This window comes from Dissulfurirhabdus thermomarina (genome assembly GCF_012979235.1).
Classification (GTDB): domain Bacteria; phylum Desulfobacterota; class Dissulfuribacteria; order Dissulfuribacterales; family Dissulfurirhabdaceae; genus Dissulfurirhabdus; species Dissulfurirhabdus thermomarina.
In genome coordinates, this window is record NZ_JAATWC010000001.1 from 648,087 (window position 1) to 666,187 (window position 18,101).

Consider the following 18,101-nt stretch of genomic DNA (forward strand, 5'->3'; position numbering starts at 1 on the left):
CGGAAGACGGAAAGGAGGGACCCGAGACCATGGACGCCTTGATGCTGTCGCGGCTGCAGTTCGCCGCCGCCACCTTGTTCCACTTTCTCTTCGTGCCGCTCACGCTGGGCCTTTCGGTCCTCGTGGCCGTCATGGAGACCCGCTACGTCCGGACGGGCGACGAGGAGTACCGGCGGATGGCCCGCTTCTGGGGCCGCCTCTTCCTCATCAACTTCGCCATCGGCGTGGTGACGGGGATCACCCTGGAGTTCCAGTTCGGGACCAACTGGTCCCGGTACTCGGCCTACGTGGGCGACATCTTCGGGTCGCTGCTGGCCATCGAGGCGACCCTGGCCTTCTTCCTGGAGTCCACCTTCATCGGGGTCTGGATCTTCGGCTGGAAGCGGCTCTCGCCCCGGATGCACGCCCTCACCATGTGGCTCGTGGCCGGGGCGTCCACCTTCTCCGCCATCTGGATCCTCATCGCCAACGCCTGGATGCAGCACCCGGTGGGCTACGTGCTCCGGAACGGCCGGGCGGAGCTGGCGGACTTCCTGGCGGTGGTGACCCAGAAGTTCGCCTGGGTCGAGTTCCTTCACACCGTGAGCGGGGCCTACATCCTTTCGGGCTTCTTCGTGATGGGGGTGAGCGCCTGGCACCTGCTCCGCCGGAACGAGGTCCCCTTCTTCACCCGGTCCTTCCGGATCGGGCTCGTCTTCGCCCTGGTCTTCTCCATCTTCGAGGTGGTCCAGGGGCACCTCAACGGGGCGGAGGTGGCCGAGGCGCAGCCCACGAAGCTCGCCGCCATGGAGTCCCTCTGGGAGACCACCGAGGGCGCGCCCATGACCCTCTTTCTCGTCCCGGACGAGGCGGCGGGCCGGAACGCCGTGGAGATCGGCCGGTTGCCGGGCTTTCTGAGCCTGCTCGCCTACCACGACCCCAAGGCCACGGTGAAGGGGCTCAACGACTTCCCCGCCGACGAGCGCCCACCCGTCCTCGTCTCGTTCCTCTCCTTCCGGATCATGGTGGGGCTCGGTCTCCTCTTCGTGCTGCTCACCGTGGTGGGGTGGTTCAAGCGGAACGACCTGGTGGACAGCCCCACCTACCTGCGGATCATGGTCTGGGCCATCCCCCTGCCCTACATCGCCATCGAACTCGGCTGGATCCTCGCCGAGGTGGGGCGCCAGCCCTGGATCGTCTACGGCCTCATGCGGACCTCGGACGCGGTCTCCCCCGTGGCCGCCTCGCAGGTCGCCGTCTCGCTGGCGGCCTTCGTGGGGGTCTACACGGGGCTGGGGATTTTGGCCTATTACCTCATGGCCCGGTACGCCCGAAGGGGGCCCGAGCCGGCGCCCGCCGCCTAGGGAAAGGGGGATCTCACCATGCTCGAGACCATCTGGTTCATCATCTGGGGAGTGCTCTGGACCGTCTACTTCGTGCTGGACGGCTTCGATCTCGGCCTCGGCGCCCTGATGCCCGCGCTGGCGAAGACGGAGGAGGAGAAGCGGACCGTTTACAATTCCATGGGGCCCTTCTGGGACGGCAACGAGGTCTGGCTCATCACGGCGGGCGGGGTCACCTTCGCCGCCTTCCCCGGCACCTACGCGGTGATGTTCAGCACCCTCTACGCCCCCCTCCTGTGGCTGCTCTTCGCCCTCATCTTCCGGGGCATCGCCATGGAATACCGGGGGCACATGGAGAGCGAGCGGTGGCGGGGTTTCTGGGACCTCGTCCTGTCGGCGGCGAGCTTCCTGCCGGCCCTGCTCCTGGGCGTGGCCTTCGCCAACATCTTCCAGGGCGTGCCCTTCGACACCCGGGGCGTCTTCCACGGCAGCCTCCTGACCCTGCTCAACCCCTACGGCCTCCTCGGTGGAGTGCTCTTCGTGCTGCTCTTCATGGTGCACGGGTGCCTGTGGCTGGCCGCCCGGAGCACGGGGGCGCTCCGGGACCGGGCCGCGGCCCTGGCGGGGCGCCTCTGGTGGGCGCTGGCCGCGGCCGCCGTGGCCTTTTTCGCCGCGAGCTGGAAGGCGACCTCCCTCTACGCCAACTACCTCGCGGCCCCGGCCCTCTTCCTGATCCCGGCCGTGGCGGTGGCGGCGCTCCTCGCGACCCGCTTCTTCCTGGGCCAGGGGCGGTGGTGGCGGGCCTGGACCGCCTCGGCGGTGACCATCGCCGGCGCCGCCTTCTTCGGGGTGGCGGGGCTCTACCCGGCCCTCTACCCTTCGAGCCTCGACCCGGCGGCCACGCTCACGGCCTTCAACTCGTCGTCGAGCCCCCTGACCCTCAAGATCATGCTGGGCGTGGCCCTGGTGCTGGTGCCCGTGGTCATCGCCTACCAGGCCTGGACGTACCGGACCTTCGCCGCCGGGCCGGCGGAGGCCGGGGGGCACGAGGAAGGCTACTGAACCCTTCGCCCGGTCGAGTGAAGGCGGCGGGGCGGGCCCTCGAGGGCCCGCCCCGCTTTGCGTTCGGGCCGGGGCAGGGGCTCAGCCGAGGACGGCCGAGCGGAAGGCCTCGAACCCGACCCGGTCGATGAGGCGCCCCAGCCGGTCGGCCTTCTTGGCGTTCTGCTCGAAGTAGGCCACCACCCGCTCGGCGATCTCGAGGGCCGCCGCGTCGTCGACGCCCTCGGCCAGGACGTCGGCCAGGCGGGGGCGCGAGCCGCCGTTTCCGCCAACGGTCACCGTCCAGCCCTTGGCCTTCCCGGTGAAGGCGAGGTCCTTGATGCAGTTCTCGGCGCACTGGTTGATGCAGCCGGAGACGCCCATCTTGAACTTCCCGGGGAGCCGGCGGCCGTGGTAGCGCTTGTCGAGCTCGGCGCCGAGGGCGAGGGAGTCCTGCTGGCCGAGGCGGCAGAAGGCGGCCCCGGGGCAGGCCTTGATGCTGCGGACGCAGGCCCCCACGGCGTGACCCGGGGGTTCGCCCAGCATCTGCCAGGCGGCGTCGATGTCCGCCTCCCGGATGCCCACCAGGGCGATCCGTTCCGCGCTGGTGATCTTGAGGGCCTGGGCGCCGAAGCGCTCGGCGGTGTCCGCCAGGCGGCGCAGGTAGTCGGGCGTCACCACCCCCAGGGCGGCGTGGGGGACGATGGCGTAGGTGGTCTTGTCGCGCTGGAGCACGGCGCCCTTTTCTCCGTCTTTCAGCATGGGATCCTCCTCGGGGTGATCTCGGCCCCCGGCGGGGCCGGCGTCCCGCCCATATTGCCCGCCGGGGAGCGGGCCCGCAAGGTGCGGTCCTCGCGCGCCGCGGCGCTTCCGGCCGGCTCACGCCGGCGGGCGGGACCTCCCGAGCCGCGCCAGGGCGCGGTCGTGGGGCCGGGCCAGGAGGAGTTGGGCGGCCACCGCCCCGATCAGCGCGCAGAACATGTCCCACTGGGTGTCCCACACGTCGCCCTGGGTGCCGAGGAAGGCCTGGGCGGAGGCCCCGCCGGCCAGGGCCGTCCACCACTCGATCAGCTCGTAGAAGGCGCTGACGGCCAGGCAGACGCAGACCACCAGGAAGAAGAGCCACTTCCCGGGCCGAAGGGGCGAGCGGCGCAGGAGGACCTCCCGGGCCAGGATGGCGGGCACGAAGCCCTGGGCCAGGTGCCCGATGCGGTCGTAGGGGTTCCGCGTCAGGTGGAGGAGGTCCTGGAGCCAGAAGCCCAGGGGGACCTTGGCGTAGGTGTAGTGGGCCCCGCCGAGGAGGATCAGCGCGTGGAGCACCAGCAGGCGCTGGAGGAGGGGCGTCAGGGGAAAGGCCCGGTGCGTGGCCAGGGCCAGCGGGAGGCCCACGAGCACCGGGAAGGCCTCGAGGAACCAGGTGAGGCGGTCCGCGGGGTGGATGGCCGAGACCGCGAGGGCGGCCAGGACCAGGGCGACCAGGACGGCGGGTTCCCCGCCGGCGCGGCGAAGGCCGCCGATGGCGGCGTGGCCTCTCATCGCATCGTCACCGCGGCGCACCCGGGCAGGTCCCGCTTTCCGCGGCGGTCGCGTCGTGCATCCGGCGATCTTCGCCCGGCCATCCACTCATCATGCGTCCCCCTGGATCCGCGGCGGCTTTCAGTGGCCATCGGGCCGAGTCGCCCGGGACTTCGCCGCCGTGCACCCGGCCCGTTCTTGAACGCCCACGGATCCAGGACCCATCATAGCCCCTCGGGCCGGGTCCGGCCAGCAGGCCCTTGCGGCCGCCGCCCGGGCGGGACAGAATGGTTTCACCAGTCCGGCCGGCGTTTCCGGCCGGGGAAAGGCCCCATGTCCCCCGTCCGCCTCTTTTCCGGAAACCGCCCCGAGGTCCTGCTCGACGTCCTGGCGGAGGTGTTCCGGAACGACCCGGATCCCGACCCCCTGCGGCCCGAGACCGTGGTGGTCCCCTCGCGGGCCGTGGCCCGGTGGGCGGCGGCGGGCCTGGCGCAGCGGCTCGGCGTCTGGGCCAACGCCCGGTACCCCTTCCCGGGGGCCCTCGTGGCGGACCTGGCCGGGGGGCTGTCCCCGGGCGGCGGGCCGCCGCTCCTCGGCCGCGAGGCCCTTGTCTGGCGCCTCGTGGAGGTCTTGCCCGAGGCGGCCGGCCGGGAGGGGTTCGGGGAGGTCGCCCGCTACCTCGAGGGCGACGACGACGGCCGCCGGTGCCTCGCCCTGGCGCGGCGGCTGGCGGCCGCCTTCGAGCGTTACGCCCTCTACCGGCCGGAGCTAGTGCTCGGCTGGAGCCGGGGGCGGGGGCGGGGCTGGCAGGCCCGGCTCTGGCGGCTCGCCCTGGGGGAGCCGCCGGCGGACCACTGGGCCGCCCGGTACCTGGCCCTGGTGGAGGCCCTCGACGGCGGCGCACCGGGCCCCTGGCCCCGGCGGGTCACCTTCTTCGGCTTCACCCTCCTGCCGCGTCCGGTGCTCGACCTCGTCCCCCGGCTCGGCCGGGTGAGCGAGGTCCTCCTCTTCGTCCCCAATCCCTCCCGGCAGTTCTGGACCGACCTGGTCTCCGAGCGGGAGCGGTTGCGCCGGGTGCGCCGCTCCGGCGCCGCCGGGCCGGAGCTCCACTACGAGGAGGGGCACCCGCTTTTGGCCTCCTGGGGGCGGGCGGCCCGCCCCTTCTTCGACGCCCTGGTCGAGCTGCCGGCGGCGGAGACGGAGTGTTTCGCGGCGCCGGACGGCGCCGGGATGCTCGCCCGCCTCCAGGGGGACATCCTCGACCTGCGGGAGCGGCGGGGGGCCGACCGGGTCCGGGTGCCGCGGGCCGACCGGTCCATCCAGGTCCACGCCTGCCACGGCCCCATGCGCGAGATGGAGGCCCTCTACGAGAACCTCTTGGCCGTCTTCGAGGCGCACCCGGAGATCCAGCCCTGGGACGTCCTGGTCATGGCACCGGACATCACAGCCTACGCGCCCTACATCGACGCCGTCTTCGGGGCCCGGCGTCGGGGCGGGGAGATCCCCTATGCCGTTTCGGGCGGCGGCGGGCCGGGCCGGGGCGGCGTCGCCGGGGCCCTCCTCCGCCTGCTCGAGCTGGGGGGTGGGCGGCTCGGGGCCCCCGACGTCCTCGACTTCATGGCGGTGCCGGCGGTGGCCCGCCGCTTCGGCATCGACGAGGGCGACCTCGCCGCCGCCCGGCGCTGGGTCGAGGCCGCCCGGGTCCGCTGGGGCCGGGACGCGGCCCACCGGGAACGGGTGATCGGTGCCGCCGCCGGGGACGACTTCACCTGGGCCGCCGGCCTCCGGCGCCTGGCCCTGGGATTTGCCATGGCGGGCGACGGGACCACGCTCTACGACGGGATCCTGCCCTACGCGGACGCCGAGGGCGAGGAGGCCCGGGCACTCGGGCGTTGCGCCGCCTGCCTCCACCGCCTCTTCCGCGCGGCCGAGGCCCTCCCGGCGCCCCGGCCGCCGGCCCGGTGGGCCGACCTCCTCGAGGGCTTCCTGGCGGACCTCTTCGAGCCCGGCGAGGACGAGGCCGCGGAGGTCCTCCGGCTGCGCCGCCGCCTCCTGGAGCTCCGGGAGGCCGAAACGGTCTGGGGGGCCCGGCGCCCCGTCTCCGCGGCGGTGGTGCGCGCCTGGCTCGCGGCCCGGCTGGGGGAGGGCGGCCACGGGGAGGCGGTCTCGGCCGGGGGCGTCACCTTCGGGTCCATCCCGGCGCTCCGGGGGGTCCCCGCCCGAGTGGTGGCCCTGGTGGGCATGGACGACGGGGTCTTCCCCCGGGCGGCCCGCCCTCCCGGCTTCGATCTCCTCGCCGCCGATCCCCGGCCGGGGGACCCGGACCCCCGGGCGGAGGACCGGCTCGCCTTCCTGGAGGCCCTCCTAGCCGCCCGCGACGTCTTCTACGTGAGCTACGTGGGCTGGGAGCCGCGGGAGAAGACCCTCCGGCCGCCCTCCGCCCTCGTGGGGGAACTCCTCGATGCCCTGGACCGGGCCTTCGCCGGCGAGGACGGCGGCCCGGTCCGGGACCAGGTCCTGGTCCACGAACGGCTCCACCCGTTCCACCCGGACTACTTCTCGGGGGAGGGGCCGCTCTTCTCCTTCTCCCGGGAGGCCTGCGAGGCCATGGAGGCCGGCGCCGCCCCGCCGGCGCCGCCCCCGCCCTTCCTCCCCCGGCCCCTGCCCGACGAAGAAGGGGCCGGGGCGCCGGTGGAGGTCCGGGACCTCGACCGCTTCTTCCGGGGCCCGGCCGAGTTCTTCCTCCGGGAGCGCCTGGGGCTCGCCCTGGCGACCCCCGAGGAGGCGCCGGCCGACCGGGAGCCGTTCACCCTCTCGGGCCTCGACCGGTTCCGCCTGGTGGAAGACCTCGTCGCCTGGATCCTCCGGGGGGAGGCGCCCCTGGACTACCTGCCCGTGGCCCGGGAGAAGGGGCTCCTTCCCCCCGGCGCCGCCGGCGAGCAGGCCTTCCGGCGGGCCATGGGGGCGGCCTGGCACCTGGCCGGGCGGGTCCGGGAGGCCGCCGGCGGCGCCGGGCCCGAGACCCTCGAGGTGGACCTCGAGACCCCGGCGGGCCGCATCCGGGGCGCCGTGGACGGCGTCTGGCCCTCCGGCCCCCTCCGCTACCGGGGCGGGCGGGTGCGGGCCCGGGACAAGGTGGGGCTCTGGATCGCGCATCTCCTGGTCCAGGCCCGGCGGCCCGGGGCGCGGGTGCGGAGCCGCTTCCTGGGCCGGGAAGGGGGCGACTTCGGGCTCGGCCCCGTGGCGGACCCCCTCGTCCCGCTGGCCGGCCTCGTCTCGCTCTTCCGGGAGGGGTGGCGCCGGCCGGTCCCCTTCTTCCCCGAAAGCTCCCTGGCCTTCGCGGAGGCGGCGGCCCGCTCCGGCGACCGGGAACGGGCCCTGGCGCAGGCCCGCCGGTGCTGGGAGGGGAGCCCCCGGCGGCCGGGCGAGGGGGCAGATCCGTGGAATCGGCTCTGCCATCGAGGCTTTCCGGACGACGAGGACTTCGCCGCCGTAGCCGCGGCGGTCTTCGGGCCCATGATGGAGGCGGTGGAACGATGATGGCGTCGATGGCGTCGCGGGGATCGCCAAGCGGAACGCTTGGCGGCGGTGCTTCCCATCGCACCGTCACTGCGGCGTGCCTCAAGTACGCCTCGTTCCTCGCGATGGTCGCGCCTTGTCCTTGGCGATTCTCGCTTAGCCATCCTCAGTGGTGCCTGTCCTTGGCGATTTTCGCCTATCCATCCGTGCAGGTGCCGGGGGACGGCACAAGAGGCCGATCATGGGCCGCGGCGGCTCTTGCCTGGCCATCCACGCAGAGGACCTTTCGGGCCATCGCCGCCCCCCGCCCCGCCGAGACGCCGAATCCTCTCCCTTGGTCATCCGGATTCGGGTCTTGGGGAGCCAAGTCCACGCAACAGCCCGATCTTTGCTTGGCCACCCACTCAGAGGCCTTTTTACGAGGCCACCAAAGATGCGCGGGCCGGGGCGGCGCCCCGGGCGCCGCGCGCCTCCCCGCGGCCTCTCCCGGTGGCGTCCCCTTTTCTGCAGACTTCGCGCAGGATCGCCCATGAGGAGACCCGAGTTCGATCCCTTTGCGCCCCTCGAGCCCGGCCTCCACCTGGTGGAGGCCTCGGCCGGCACCGGCAAGACCTACACCCTGGTGGCCCTGTTCCTGCGCCTCCTCCTGGAGACGGGCCTCCCGGTGGGGGAGATCCTCCTGGTCACCTTCACCGAGGCCGCCACGGCGGAGCTCCGCGGCCGGCTCCGCGCCCGTCTGGCCGAGGCCCGGCGGGCCTTCGAGACGGGCGAGGCCGGCGAGGATCGCATCCTGGCCGGCCTCCTCGAGCGGTCGCCGGACCGGGCGGCCGCCCTGGACCGGCTCCGGGCGGCCTGGGCCGACCTCGACATGGCGGCGGTGACCACCATCCACGGCTTCTGCCACTGGGCCCTCCAGGAATTCGCCTTCGAGTGCGGCATGGACTTCGAGGCGGAGGTGACATCGGAGGAGGCGCCGCTGCTCGACGAGGTGGTGGAGGACTTCTGGCGCCGCCACGTGCAGCCGGAGCCGGCCATCCTGCACCAGTACCTGGCGGGGCGGGGCGGGGGGCTGGACCCGGCGCCGCTGCGGCGGCTGGCGCTTCGGGCCGCGGGGGGCGCGCCGGTCCGGGTGGCGGTCCCGCCGGATCCCCCCGAGGCCGAGATGGCCGCGGCGGAGGCCCGGCTCCGGGCGGCCTTCGAGGCCGCCGCGGCCGAGTGGCGGCGCGACGGGGAGGGGGCCTGCCGGCTCCTCCAGGCCGCGGAGGGGCTCAACCGGAACCGGTATCGGCCCGCGTCCGTCCCCGGTTGGGCGGCGCAGGTGGGGGCCTACTTCGCGGCCGGGGCGCCCCTGGTCCGGGCGGACACGCTGGAGCGGTTCCGGGCCTCCACCTTGGCGGGGGCCGTCAAGAAGGGCGGCCGCCCCCCCGCCCATCCCTTCTTCGACCGGTGCGAGGAGCTCTGCCGGGCACGGGAGGCCGCCGGGGCCTGCTGCGAGCTCCGGTTCCGGGGCCTCCTCGGGCGGCTGGTGGAGTGGGTCCGGGCCGAGGCGCCCCGCCGGCGGGCGGCCCGGAGCCTGCTCTCCTTCGACGACCTCCTCTCCCGGGTGGAGGGGGCCCTCCGGGGCCCGGGCGGCGGCCTCCTCGGGCGGCGCCTGCGGGAACGGTTCCGCGCGGTGCTCGTGGACGAGTTCCAGGACACCGATCCCCTCCAGTACGCCATCTTCCGCAAGGCCTTCGGCGGCGGCGGGACCCGGCTCGTCCTGGTGGGGGACCCCAAGCAGGCCATCTACCGCTTCCGGGGGGCGGACATCTTCGCCTACCGGCAGGCGGCGGCGGACGCCGGCGACCGGACGGCCACCCTCCGGACCAACTGGCGGGCCGCCGGGGGGCTCGTCCAGGCGGTGAACGCCCTCTTCGCCCGGCGCGAGGCGCCCTTCCTGTTCGACTGGATCAACTTTCGCCCCGCCCGCCCCCGTCCCTCGCCTCCGCCGGGGCTGGAGGCCGCGGGGGACGGCGGGGCCGCCCTCCACCTCTGGATCGCCGGGGCGGACTGCGACGGCGCGGCCCTCCTCGAGGCGATGGCGGCGGCGGTGGTGCGGCTGCTCGAGGCGGGCCGCGCCGGGCGCGCCCGGATCGGGGAGCGCCCCGTGGGGCCGGGTGACGTGGCTGTCCTGGTGGCCACCAACGCCCAGGCGGCGCGGATGCACGCGTTTCTTCGCCGGCGCGGGGTCCCGGCGGTCCTCGCCAGCCGCGAGAGCGTCTTCGCCTCGCGGGAGGCCGAGGAACTCTACCGGGTGCTGGCCGCCGCCGCGGCCCCGGCGCGGCCGGACCGGCTCAAGGGGGCCCTGGCCACGGATCTCTTGGGGCTCACGGGGGCGGAACTGGCGGATCTGCCGGAGGAGGGGCTGGCCGAGTGGATGGACAGGCTGGCCCGCTGCCACGACGTCTGGCGCGGCCGGGGGGTCATGGCCGGCGCCCGGGCCCTGGCGGCGGAGGCGGGGGTCGTGCCGCGGCTGCTCCGCCTCGAGGACGGGCCCCGGCGGGTGACCAACCTCTTCCACTGCCTGGAGCTGCTCCACCGGGCCGAGTCGGAGGAGGATCTCGGCCCGGAGGGGCTCCTCCAGTGGCTCGGGGCCCGGATCCTGGACCCGCCCGGCGGCGAGGAGGCCGTCCTGCGCCCCGAGACGGAGGACCGGGCCCTCCGGATCCTCACCATCCACAGGGCCAAGGGGCTCGAGTTCCCGGTGGTCTTCTTGCCCTACCTGCCGCCGGGACCCCGGCGGGAGGAGGCGCGGTTCCCCCTCTGCCACGGGCCCGGGGGGGAGCGGGTCCTGGAGCTGAGGCCGGAGCACGAGGAGGCGGCGCAGGCGGCGTGGGAGCGGGAGGAGCTGGCCGAGGAGCTGCGCCGTTTCTACGTGGCGGTCACGCGTGCCGGGGCCCGGTGCCACGTGGCCTGGCGCCCGGGGTCGCGGTCCGCCCTGGACTACCTCCTGGATGTCCCGGGCGGGGAGGGCGGTGAGGCGGCCGCCCGAGGGGCCCTCGAGGAGCTCGCCCGCGCCTCGGGGGGGGCCGTGGCCTGGGGGCCGCTTCCGGCCCCCGGCGGTGAATGCTTCCGGCCGCCCGTCTGCGTCCCCGCCGAGCCGTCCTGCCGGAGCTTTTCGCGGCGCTTTCCCCCGCGGCGGGTCCTGAGCTTCACGTCGCTCGTGGCCGCCCGGCCCGCACCGGAAGGCCCGGCCTGGGACGAGCCCGGGGACGGCGCCCCCGAGGCGTCGTCCCCGGCCCCCGGGGACCACGTCCGCGGTTTCCCCCGGGGGACCCGGGCCGGGATCTGCCTGCACGCCGTGATGGAGCGCGCGGACTACGCCGCGGGCGGGGCCGGGGCGGCGGGGGCGGTCCGGCGCACCCTCGAGGAGTGGGGTTTCGACCCGGGCTGGACGCCGGCGGTCTGCCGGATGTTGGACGACGTGCTGGCCGCGCCCCTCGACCCCGCGGTCCCCGGCCTCCGGCTCCGGGGGCTGGCCCCGGCGGACCGGGTGCACGAGATGGAGTTCCTCCTGCCGGCGGGCCTGCTCTCCCCCGGGGGGCTCGCCCGGGCGCTTTCGGGCCCCGGCGGCCCGGGGGTGCCGGCGGATCTCGCCGGCACGGTGGCGGGGCTCGGTTTCGCCCGGGCCGGGGGCTGGCTCCGGGGGACCGCGGACCTGGTCTTCCGCTGGGGCGGGCGGTATCACCTCCTCGACTGGAAGTCCAACGACCTCGGCCCCACCGGGGCCCACTACGCCCCGGCGGCGCTGGCCGCCGCCATGGAGGAGGGCGGCTACCACCTCCAGTACCTCCTCTACACCGCGGCCCTCCACCGGCACCTGGCCGCCCGGTTGCCCGGCTACGACTACGAGCGTGCATTCGGCGGAGTCTTCTACGTCTTCCTGCGGGGCGTGGAGCGGGACGGCGAGGCGGGGATCTTCCGGGCCCGGCCGGACCGGGGCCTCGTGGAGCGGCTGGCCGGCTACATCGAGCGGGGAGGGGAGGCGGGATGACGGACGGGATGCCCAGGGAGCGGGACGGCCGTCCCGACGGGGACCTGGCGGTCCTCTTCGCCCGGTTCGCCGCGGAACGTTCCGGCGGGGCCCGGGAGGTGGAGCTGGCGGCATGGCTGCTCGGCCGGGCCGTGGCGGCGGGCGACGTCTGCCTGGATCTGCGGGCCGCGGCGGAGGGGGCGGTGGACCTTCCGCCCGGGGCCGGGGGGCCGCCGCCGGACCTCGAGACCTGGACCCGGATCCTCGCCCGCTCCCCCGTGGTGGGGGCCCCGGGCGCCGCCTCGCCCCTGGTGCTCGACGCCGCCGGGCGCCTCTACCTCCACCGTTACTGGCAATACGAGGATCTCCTGGCCCGGCGGCTCCTCGAGCTGGCCGCGGCCCGGGCCGAGGTGGACGAGGGGCGGCTGGCCGGGGCGCTGACGGACCTCTTCCCGGGAGGCGGGTCGGACCCGGCGCAGCGCCGGGCCGCCGAGGCCGTCGCCCGCCGCCGGCTGGCCGTGGTCACCGGCGGCCCCGGGACGGGCAAGACCACCACGGCGGTCCGGTCCCTGGCGGCCCTGGCGGCGGCGTGGCCGGGTCCGGGGCCCGGCCCCCGGGTGGCCCTGGCCGCCCCCACCGGGAAGGCGGCGGCCCGGCTCGGGGAGGCCGCCGCGGCCCTGGCCCGGGAGCTCCCCCCGGAGGGGCGGGCGGCGCTCCCGGCCGCGGGGATCACCATCCACCGGCTGCTCGGCCCGCTCCCCGGCGGGACCCGCTTCCGCCACGGGCCGGAGCGGCCCCTCCCCCACGACGTGGTGGTGGTGGACGAGGCCTCCATGGTGGATCTTCCCCTCATGGCGAAGCTGGCCGCCGCGCTGGGGCCCGGGGCGCGGTTGGTCCTCCTCGGCGACCGGGACCAGCTGGCCTCCGTGGAGGCCGGGGCGGTCCTCGCCGACGTCTGCGACGCCGCGGCCGGCCCCCTCTCCGGGGCCGTGGTGGTCCTGGAACGGAGCCACCGGTTCGAGGCCCGGGGCGGGATCGGCGCCGTGAGCCGGGCGGTCCGCGACGGCGACGGCGACGCCGCGGTGCGGCTCCTGTCCGGGGCGGCCGGGGAGGCAGCGGTGCTCCGCCCCCTTCCGCCGCCCGGGCGGTTCGAGGCGGCGCTCTTCGACGCGGTGGAGGCGCGGTTCCGGGCGGTGGCGGCGGCCGGGGGGCCGGGGGAGGCACTGGAGCGGCTTTCGGCCTTCCGGGTCCTCTGCGCCCTCCGCCGGGGGTCCGCCGGGGCCGAGGCGGTGAACGCGCTCGTCGCCCGGCGGCTCTCGGGCCGGTCCGGCCCGGCCGGCGGCCCCGCGTGGTTTCGTGGGCTCCCGGTGCTGGTCACCCGGAACGACCCGGTCACCGGGCTCTGGAACGGCGACGTGGGGGTCTTCTGGCCCGACCCGGAGGCCGGGGGTGAGTTCCGGGTCTTCTTCGAGGGCGGGGAGGGCGGTCTCCGGCGGTTTCCGCCCTCGCGGCTTCCGGCCCACGAGCCGGCCTTCGCCCTCACCGTCCACAAGAGCCAGGGGTCCGAATTCGACGAGGTGCTCCTGGTCCTCTCCCACGGCCCCTCGGAGGTCCTCACCCGGGAGCTCCTCTACACCGGGCTCACCCGCGCCCGCCGCCGGGTGGCGGTCTGGTCCGATCCCGGCCTCGTCCGGGCGGCGGCCGCCCGCCCGACCCGCCGGGCCTCGGGCCTCGCCGACGCCCTCCGCCGGGGGGCGGCCGGCGGGGCGTGACGGGATTCACGGGGTTTTCGACGTTCCATGTGGATCGAGCCAAGCTGGCAACCCCTCGATATACCCCGAGTATATTTGTCGTCGCCTCGCATCTGGCCCGTTCTTGAACGTCCATGGATCCGGAAAGCAAGTAGCTACCTCGGACGGAAGACGGTCCTCCGGCCCATTGCCGTCCCCCGCCCTCTGTGGCGCTGAAGGCGTCGATGGCGGGGCCGGAAGGAGCGCGACGAAACTGTCCGAGCCCCGCGAAGCGGGGCGAGTTCTCGTCGCGCCCGGCCCGCCGAGACGCCGGGGGAACCCCGCCCGCCGCAGGCGAGGGCGGCTCCGTGCTCCCGCTGCGGCCCCGATCCGCGGCCTGTTTCGTGCGAATTCGGACTCCGGAGAATCGAACCCGCAAGGAACGTCGAGAGCCGATTCACTTCCCCCGGAGATCTTCCCGGGGGCTTGACAGCAGTCAAACCGGTTTGCTAGAGATGGAATGAATCGCTATTCAGCCGGGAGGAAGGGGACTTCGATGAGGACAGAAAAGGGCAGGCACAAGGTCTTTCTCGCTTTCGTATTCTCACTCGTTCTTCATTTTCCTGTGGCGCAGGCCATGGCCGCCGCGGCGGTCCTCCAGGATGCCGACTGCGTGAAATGCCACGACGAGCAGCCGGCCACGGTGGCGGCCAAGGGTGAAAAGCACCGGGCGGTGGGGTGCCGGGGCTGTCACCGGGAGCATCCTCCGAAGGGGGAGGACACCATCCCCGAGTGTTCCCGGTGCCACAAGGGGAAGGCCCACTTCGAACTCAAGGGGTGCCTTTCCTGCCACCGGGATCCGCACAAGCCCCTCGACATCACCTTCGGCGACAACGTCACCGAGGCCTGCGTGACCTGCCACGCCAAGGAGGGGGCGACGCTCCACGGGAACAAGAGCGCCCACAGCGAGCAGGCCTGCAGCTTCTGCCACGAGAAGCACGGCCAGATCCCGGAGTGTTTCAAGTGCCACGAGGCCCACGTGGAGGGGCAGCAGGTCAAGGACTGCCTCGGCTGCCACCCGGCGCACTCGCCCCTGGTGATCCGCTATCCCAACGAGACGCCCACCGCCTACTGCGCGCCGTGCCACGAGGAAGAGGCCGAGCTGCTGAAGAACACCAAGACCAAGCACGGCCAGTTCACCTGCGCCTTCTGCCACCGGGGGGTCCACCCGGTGGTGCCGCAGTGCGAGACCTGCCACGGGAAGCCCCATCCCCCCGCGCAGCACAAGATGATCCCGCGGTGCCTCGACTGCCACATGGACCCGCACAACCTGGTCAAGTAACCGAGAACCGGCGCGCGGCGCCGACACGAAGGGAAGGGAAGAGGGCATGAGACGAGAAATCGGCAAGACGGTCACGGTGGTGTTCTTGGCGGCGGCCGGCCTGGTGCTGGCCGGGACGGGGTGCGTGGAGCAGCAGCGGGTCGCCCCGGCCCGGCAGGAGGCCGCCGTCCAGGCGAAGGCGAAGGGGGGGAGCCCCTACGACGTGGAAGTCCAGCCCCTGGAGACGGCCGAGTGCGCCCGGTGCCACATCTCCCAGTTCCGGCGGGTGCAGAAGGAGGGCGGAAAGCACCGGGCCCTCGAGTGCTCGGAGTGCCACGAGCAGTTCCACGCCTACAACCCGCGGAAGCGGAACTACGCCGCCATCATGCCGAAGTGCGGCGCCTGCCACGACCAGCCCCACGGGCCGGCGAAGGCGGTGCAGCAGTGCCTTGCGTGTCACCAGGATCCCCACCGCCCGGTGGCCTCCCTGCCCGATCCCGCCAAGCTGGAGCGGCAGTGCCGGATCTGCCACGAGGCGATACCGAAGGCCATGAAGGCGGCGCCCAGCGCCCACCGCGACCAGCCCTGCTCCGACTGCCACTCCGACCGCCACGGGCGAAAGCCCGACTGCAGCGAGTGCCACGAGTCCCACAGCCCCGACGCCAAGCTGGACACCGCCGGGTGCCTCTCCTGCCACCCGGTCCACACCCCGCTCAAGGTCACCTACGGCGCCGACACCCCCAAGGTCATCTGCGCCGGCTGCCACGAGAAACCCTTCGAGCAACTGAAGGCCAAGGTGACCAAGCACTCCGCCTTCACCTGCGCGAAGTGCCACCCCCGGCACGGGCAGATCAAGCGGTGCCAGGAGTGCCACGGCGAGACCCCCCACAACCCGTCCATCCACAAGAAGTACCCGAAGTGCGGCAGGTGCCACAACATCGCCCACAACCTGGCCAAGTAGCCGCTTTTCGGGCGGGCACGGAGACCACGGAGGGCGCGGCCCCGGAGCGGGGCCGCGCCCTCCGCGCGTTCGATGGGGCGGCGTGCCGGGCTACCGGGAGGGGACCGCCTGGAAGTTCGCCTTTTCCTCCTCGGCCCCCTTGGGGGCGGGCGAGGTGGCGCCGGCGGCCGGCTCGGCCGGGGGGTGGACCTCCAGGACCTGGACGCGGTGGTTGAAGAGGTCCGCCACCAGGACGCGGCCTTCATCGTCCACCGCCACGTCCGTGGGGAAGTTGAACCACCCGGGTCCCCAGCCCTTGCCGCCGAACTCGAAGAGGTAGCGGCCGGAGAGGTCGTAGGCGAGGACCGTGTGGCGCATGTAGTCCACCACGTAGATCCGGCCCCGGGCCTCATCCAGGGCGAGGCCCCTGGGGCGGCTCATCTTGCCGGAGGAGCCGCCCTTCTGGCCGAACGAGAAGAGGAATTCCTCCTTCGCGTCGTACACGTAGACCTTGCTGGTCTCCTCGCTGAGGAGGTAGAGGCGGCTGGCGCCGTCGATGGCCACGTCGCGCACCAGGACGGGCCGCTCGCCGCTGCCCGGCGGGGTGTCCCTGGGGGTCAGCCGGTGGAGCAGGCGGCCCTCCGGCGACAGGACCAGGACGCCGACGCTGTTCTGACCGGCCACGTAGAGGCGGCCGTCCCTGGCCACGGCGAGGTGCTCCGGCAGGAAGGAGGCGGCGTCGGGGAGATCCCGGAGGGGGATTTCCCGCACCGGGAAGAAGGCGGCGTCCAGGACGGCGATCCGTGCCGGGGTCCCGGGTCCCGCCGGTCCCTGGGCCACGTAGAGCCGCCCGTCGGGCCCCAGGGCGAAGCCGGAGACGTGGTCGAGGCCCCGGCCGGCCCCCACGGAGACCCGCGGGAAGAAGTTCCGGTCGTAGACCACGACCCGGCCCCGGCTGGCGCTGAGGACGTAGGTTTCCCCCGTGTCCGGGGCGTAGGCCACGCCCCCGGGGAAGCCGATGGGCGCGCCCGAGTCGTCCACCTTCAGCTCGGCCACGGCCTTCACTGTCACGCCGCCGGCCAGGGCGGGGGGGGCGGAGAGGATCATCATCAAAACCGTCATGAACTTGGCCATCGCTGCATGCTTCACGATAACCTCCTGTAATCAAAGAATATTTACAACAAGGCCAGCTTTCAATTTAGTCAGAATAACGACACTATGGGTCGGTTCCGGTCGCCTGGCTGATTTATAGCGCGTTTTGGCGAAAAAGTCGCATCGGATTATTGACATCCGAGCGTATCGGGTATAGAAAAAAAGTAAAGGGCAATAAAGGGAAATTTTGGTTAAATATAAATATATTTGCATTTTTTAAGGCTTCGGCCGTCATGAAACGGGACATTCCCGTTCCCCTGGGGGGAAGCGGGGGTTGGGCCTTCTTGCCATGGGGAGGCGGGGGCCCGAGATCACCACAACAATAAGGAGGTTCTGCGATGAGGAGTTCGAGAATCGAGTTGTTCGGAGCGGCGGTGCTCTTCGGGGCGTTTCTGGCGTTCTCCGTCCTGGGTGCCCCCGGGGTCGCCGTGGCCAAGGTCCAGGGGCAGTGCGCCCAGTGTCACACCATGCACAACAGCCAGAACGGCCAGAGCATCGTGAGTACCCCCAACGGGGCCCTGATCGCCACGGAAAACGGCTGCATCGGCTGCCATACCGGCACCAACACCGGCGCCAACAACATCCCCTACATCCTGTCCACCTCTACGCCCAACTACGGCGCGACCGGCACCACGGGTGACACCCTGGCGGGCGGCAATTTCTACTTCGTGGCCACCGCCGGAAACGCCACCGACGCCGCCGGGCACAACGTGGCGGGGCTGGCGGCTTCCGATGCCCAGCTGGGACTGACCCCGCCGGGCGGGCAGGCCCTTTTGAGCCAGCTCACCTGCGCCGGCGTCAACGGCTGCCACGGCGACCGCACGAAGGCCGACGATTTCACCGCCGTCTCCGGCGCCCACCACGGCGACGACAGCGTGCTCGACGGTTCCACCGTGGCCCAGAGCTACCGCTTCCTGCTCGGCGTCACCGGCATCGAGGACTCGGACTGGGAGTACCAGCCCACGGTGACGGCCCACAACCAGTACAACGGGTATGACCGCGCCCAGGAGGCCGACGTCGACAACTCCACCATCAGCGCCCTCTGCGCCAAGTGTCACGGCGATTTCCACAGCGGCGCCGGCGACCTCGGGCCTTCCGACGACGGGAGCATGCAGTCCGCCTGGATCCGCCATCCCACCGACTTCGACATGGGGAACGTGAAGAACAAGGAGTACGGCGCCTACAACGGCGGCAACAGCACCGCGGCGCCCTACAGCGTGGTGGCCCCGGTGGGGAGCGACCTCGACACGGTGCCCGGCGTGCAGCAGACGGTCTTCGACGAGGCGGACGATGCCATCGTGATGTGCCTGTCGTGCCACCGGGCCCACGCCACCCCCTACGCGGATGCCCTGCGGTGGGACTACAGCGCCATGGTGGCGGGCAGCGGCGCGGGTAACGTCGGCTGCTTCATCTGCCACACCACCAAGGACTAAGACCTAGTCGACCCAACCCTACCGATCCCTGATCCGGCCCCCCTCCGCCCCGCCCGGGGCGGAGGGGAGGTTCGGGTGGGTATGAGGACATGCACCGGCGGCGGCCGCCGGGCACT

11 protein-coding genes are annotated in these 18,101 nt (G+C 73.4%); 8 read left to right on the forward strand and 3 right to left on the reverse strand.

The genetic code is table 11. The features are described from left to right. The first annotated feature begins 29 nt into the window (after positions 1–29). On the forward strand, positions 30–1,343 hold the full coding sequence (locus HCU62_RS03150; RefSeq protein WP_163298106.1) for a cytochrome ubiquinol oxidase subunit I: 1,314 nt from the start codon (positions 30–32) through the stop codon (positions 1,341–1,343). 18 nt (positions 1,344–1,361) lie between these two features. Beyond that, entirely contained in the window at positions 1,362–2,384 is a 1,023-nt protein-coding gene (gene cydB, locus HCU62_RS03155; protein ID WP_163298107.1) for a cytochrome d ubiquinol oxidase subunit II, read from the forward strand. Positions 2,385–2,465: 81 nt separating this feature from the next. Here the strand turns inward: cydB and HCU62_RS03160 are convergent, their stop codons facing one another. Both HCU62_RS03160 and HCU62_RS03165 read right to left on the reverse strand, forming a co-directional pair. Beyond that, positions 2,466–3,125, reverse strand: coding sequence for a nitrite/sulfite reductase domain-containing protein (locus tag HCU62_RS03160; protein WP_163298108.1), 660 nt, complete (start codon positions 3,123–3,125; stop codon positions 2,466–2,468). Between the two features lie 117 nt (positions 3,126–3,242). Continuing rightward, positions 3,243–3,899 carry a DUF2238 domain-containing protein gene (locus HCU62_RS03165; protein ID WP_163298109.1) on the reverse strand — a complete coding sequence of 219 codons (657 nt, stop codon included), beginning with the start codon at positions 3,897–3,899 and terminating at the stop codon, positions 3,243–3,245. 312 nt (positions 3,900–4,211) lie between these two features. Between HCU62_RS03165 and recC the strand changes: the two genes are divergently transcribed. The 5 genes from recC to HCU62_RS03190 all read left to right on the forward strand — a co-directional run bounded on the left by recC (position 4,212) and on the right by HCU62_RS03190 (position 15,421). Next, positions 4,212–7,418, forward strand: a complete 3,207-nt coding sequence (recC, locus tag HCU62_RS03170; RefSeq protein WP_169755416.1) for an exodeoxyribonuclease V subunit gamma — start codon at positions 4,212–4,214, stop codon at positions 7,416–7,418. A gap of 508 nt (positions 7,419–7,926) precedes the next feature. Next, positions 7,927–11,430, forward strand: a complete 3,504-nt coding sequence (recB, locus tag HCU62_RS03175; RefSeq protein WP_169755417.1) for an exodeoxyribonuclease V subunit beta — start codon at positions 7,927–7,929, stop codon at positions 11,428–11,430. Next, positions 11,427–13,181 (forward strand): exodeoxyribonuclease V subunit alpha, encoded by a 1,755-nt coding sequence (recD, locus tag HCU62_RS03180; protein ID WP_163297695.1) that lies wholly within the window; start codon positions 11,427–11,429, stop codon positions 13,179–13,181. The genes recB and recD overlap by 4 nt, the downstream gene beginning before the upstream one ends. A 583-nt stretch (positions 13,182–13,764) precedes the next feature. Continuing rightward, complete coding sequence (locus tag HCU62_RS03185) at positions 13,765–14,481, forward strand: cytochrome C (RefSeq protein ID WP_169755418.1); 717 nt, start codon at positions 13,765–13,767, stop codon at positions 14,479–14,481. A gap of 46 nt (positions 14,482–14,527) precedes the next feature. Then, positions 14,528–15,421, forward strand: coding sequence for a hypothetical protein (locus tag HCU62_RS03190; RefSeq protein WP_163297693.1), 894 nt, complete (start codon positions 14,528–14,530; stop codon positions 15,419–15,421). A gap of 90 nt (positions 15,422–15,511) precedes the next feature. Here HCU62_RS03190 and HCU62_RS03195 read toward each other — a convergent pair whose 3' ends face one another. Next, on the reverse strand, positions 15,512–16,549 hold the full coding sequence (locus HCU62_RS03195) for an NHL repeat-containing protein (RefSeq protein WP_163297692.1): 1,038 nt from the start codon (positions 16,547–16,549) through the stop codon (positions 15,512–15,514). 341 nt (positions 16,550–16,890) lie between these two features. Between HCU62_RS03195 and HCU62_RS03200 the strand changes: the two genes are divergently transcribed. Next, positions 16,891–17,985, forward strand: coding sequence for a cytochrome c3 family protein (locus HCU62_RS03200; protein WP_163297691.1), 1,095 nt, complete (start codon positions 16,891–16,893; stop codon positions 17,983–17,985). The last annotated feature ends 116 nt before the right edge of the window (positions 17,986–18,101 follow it).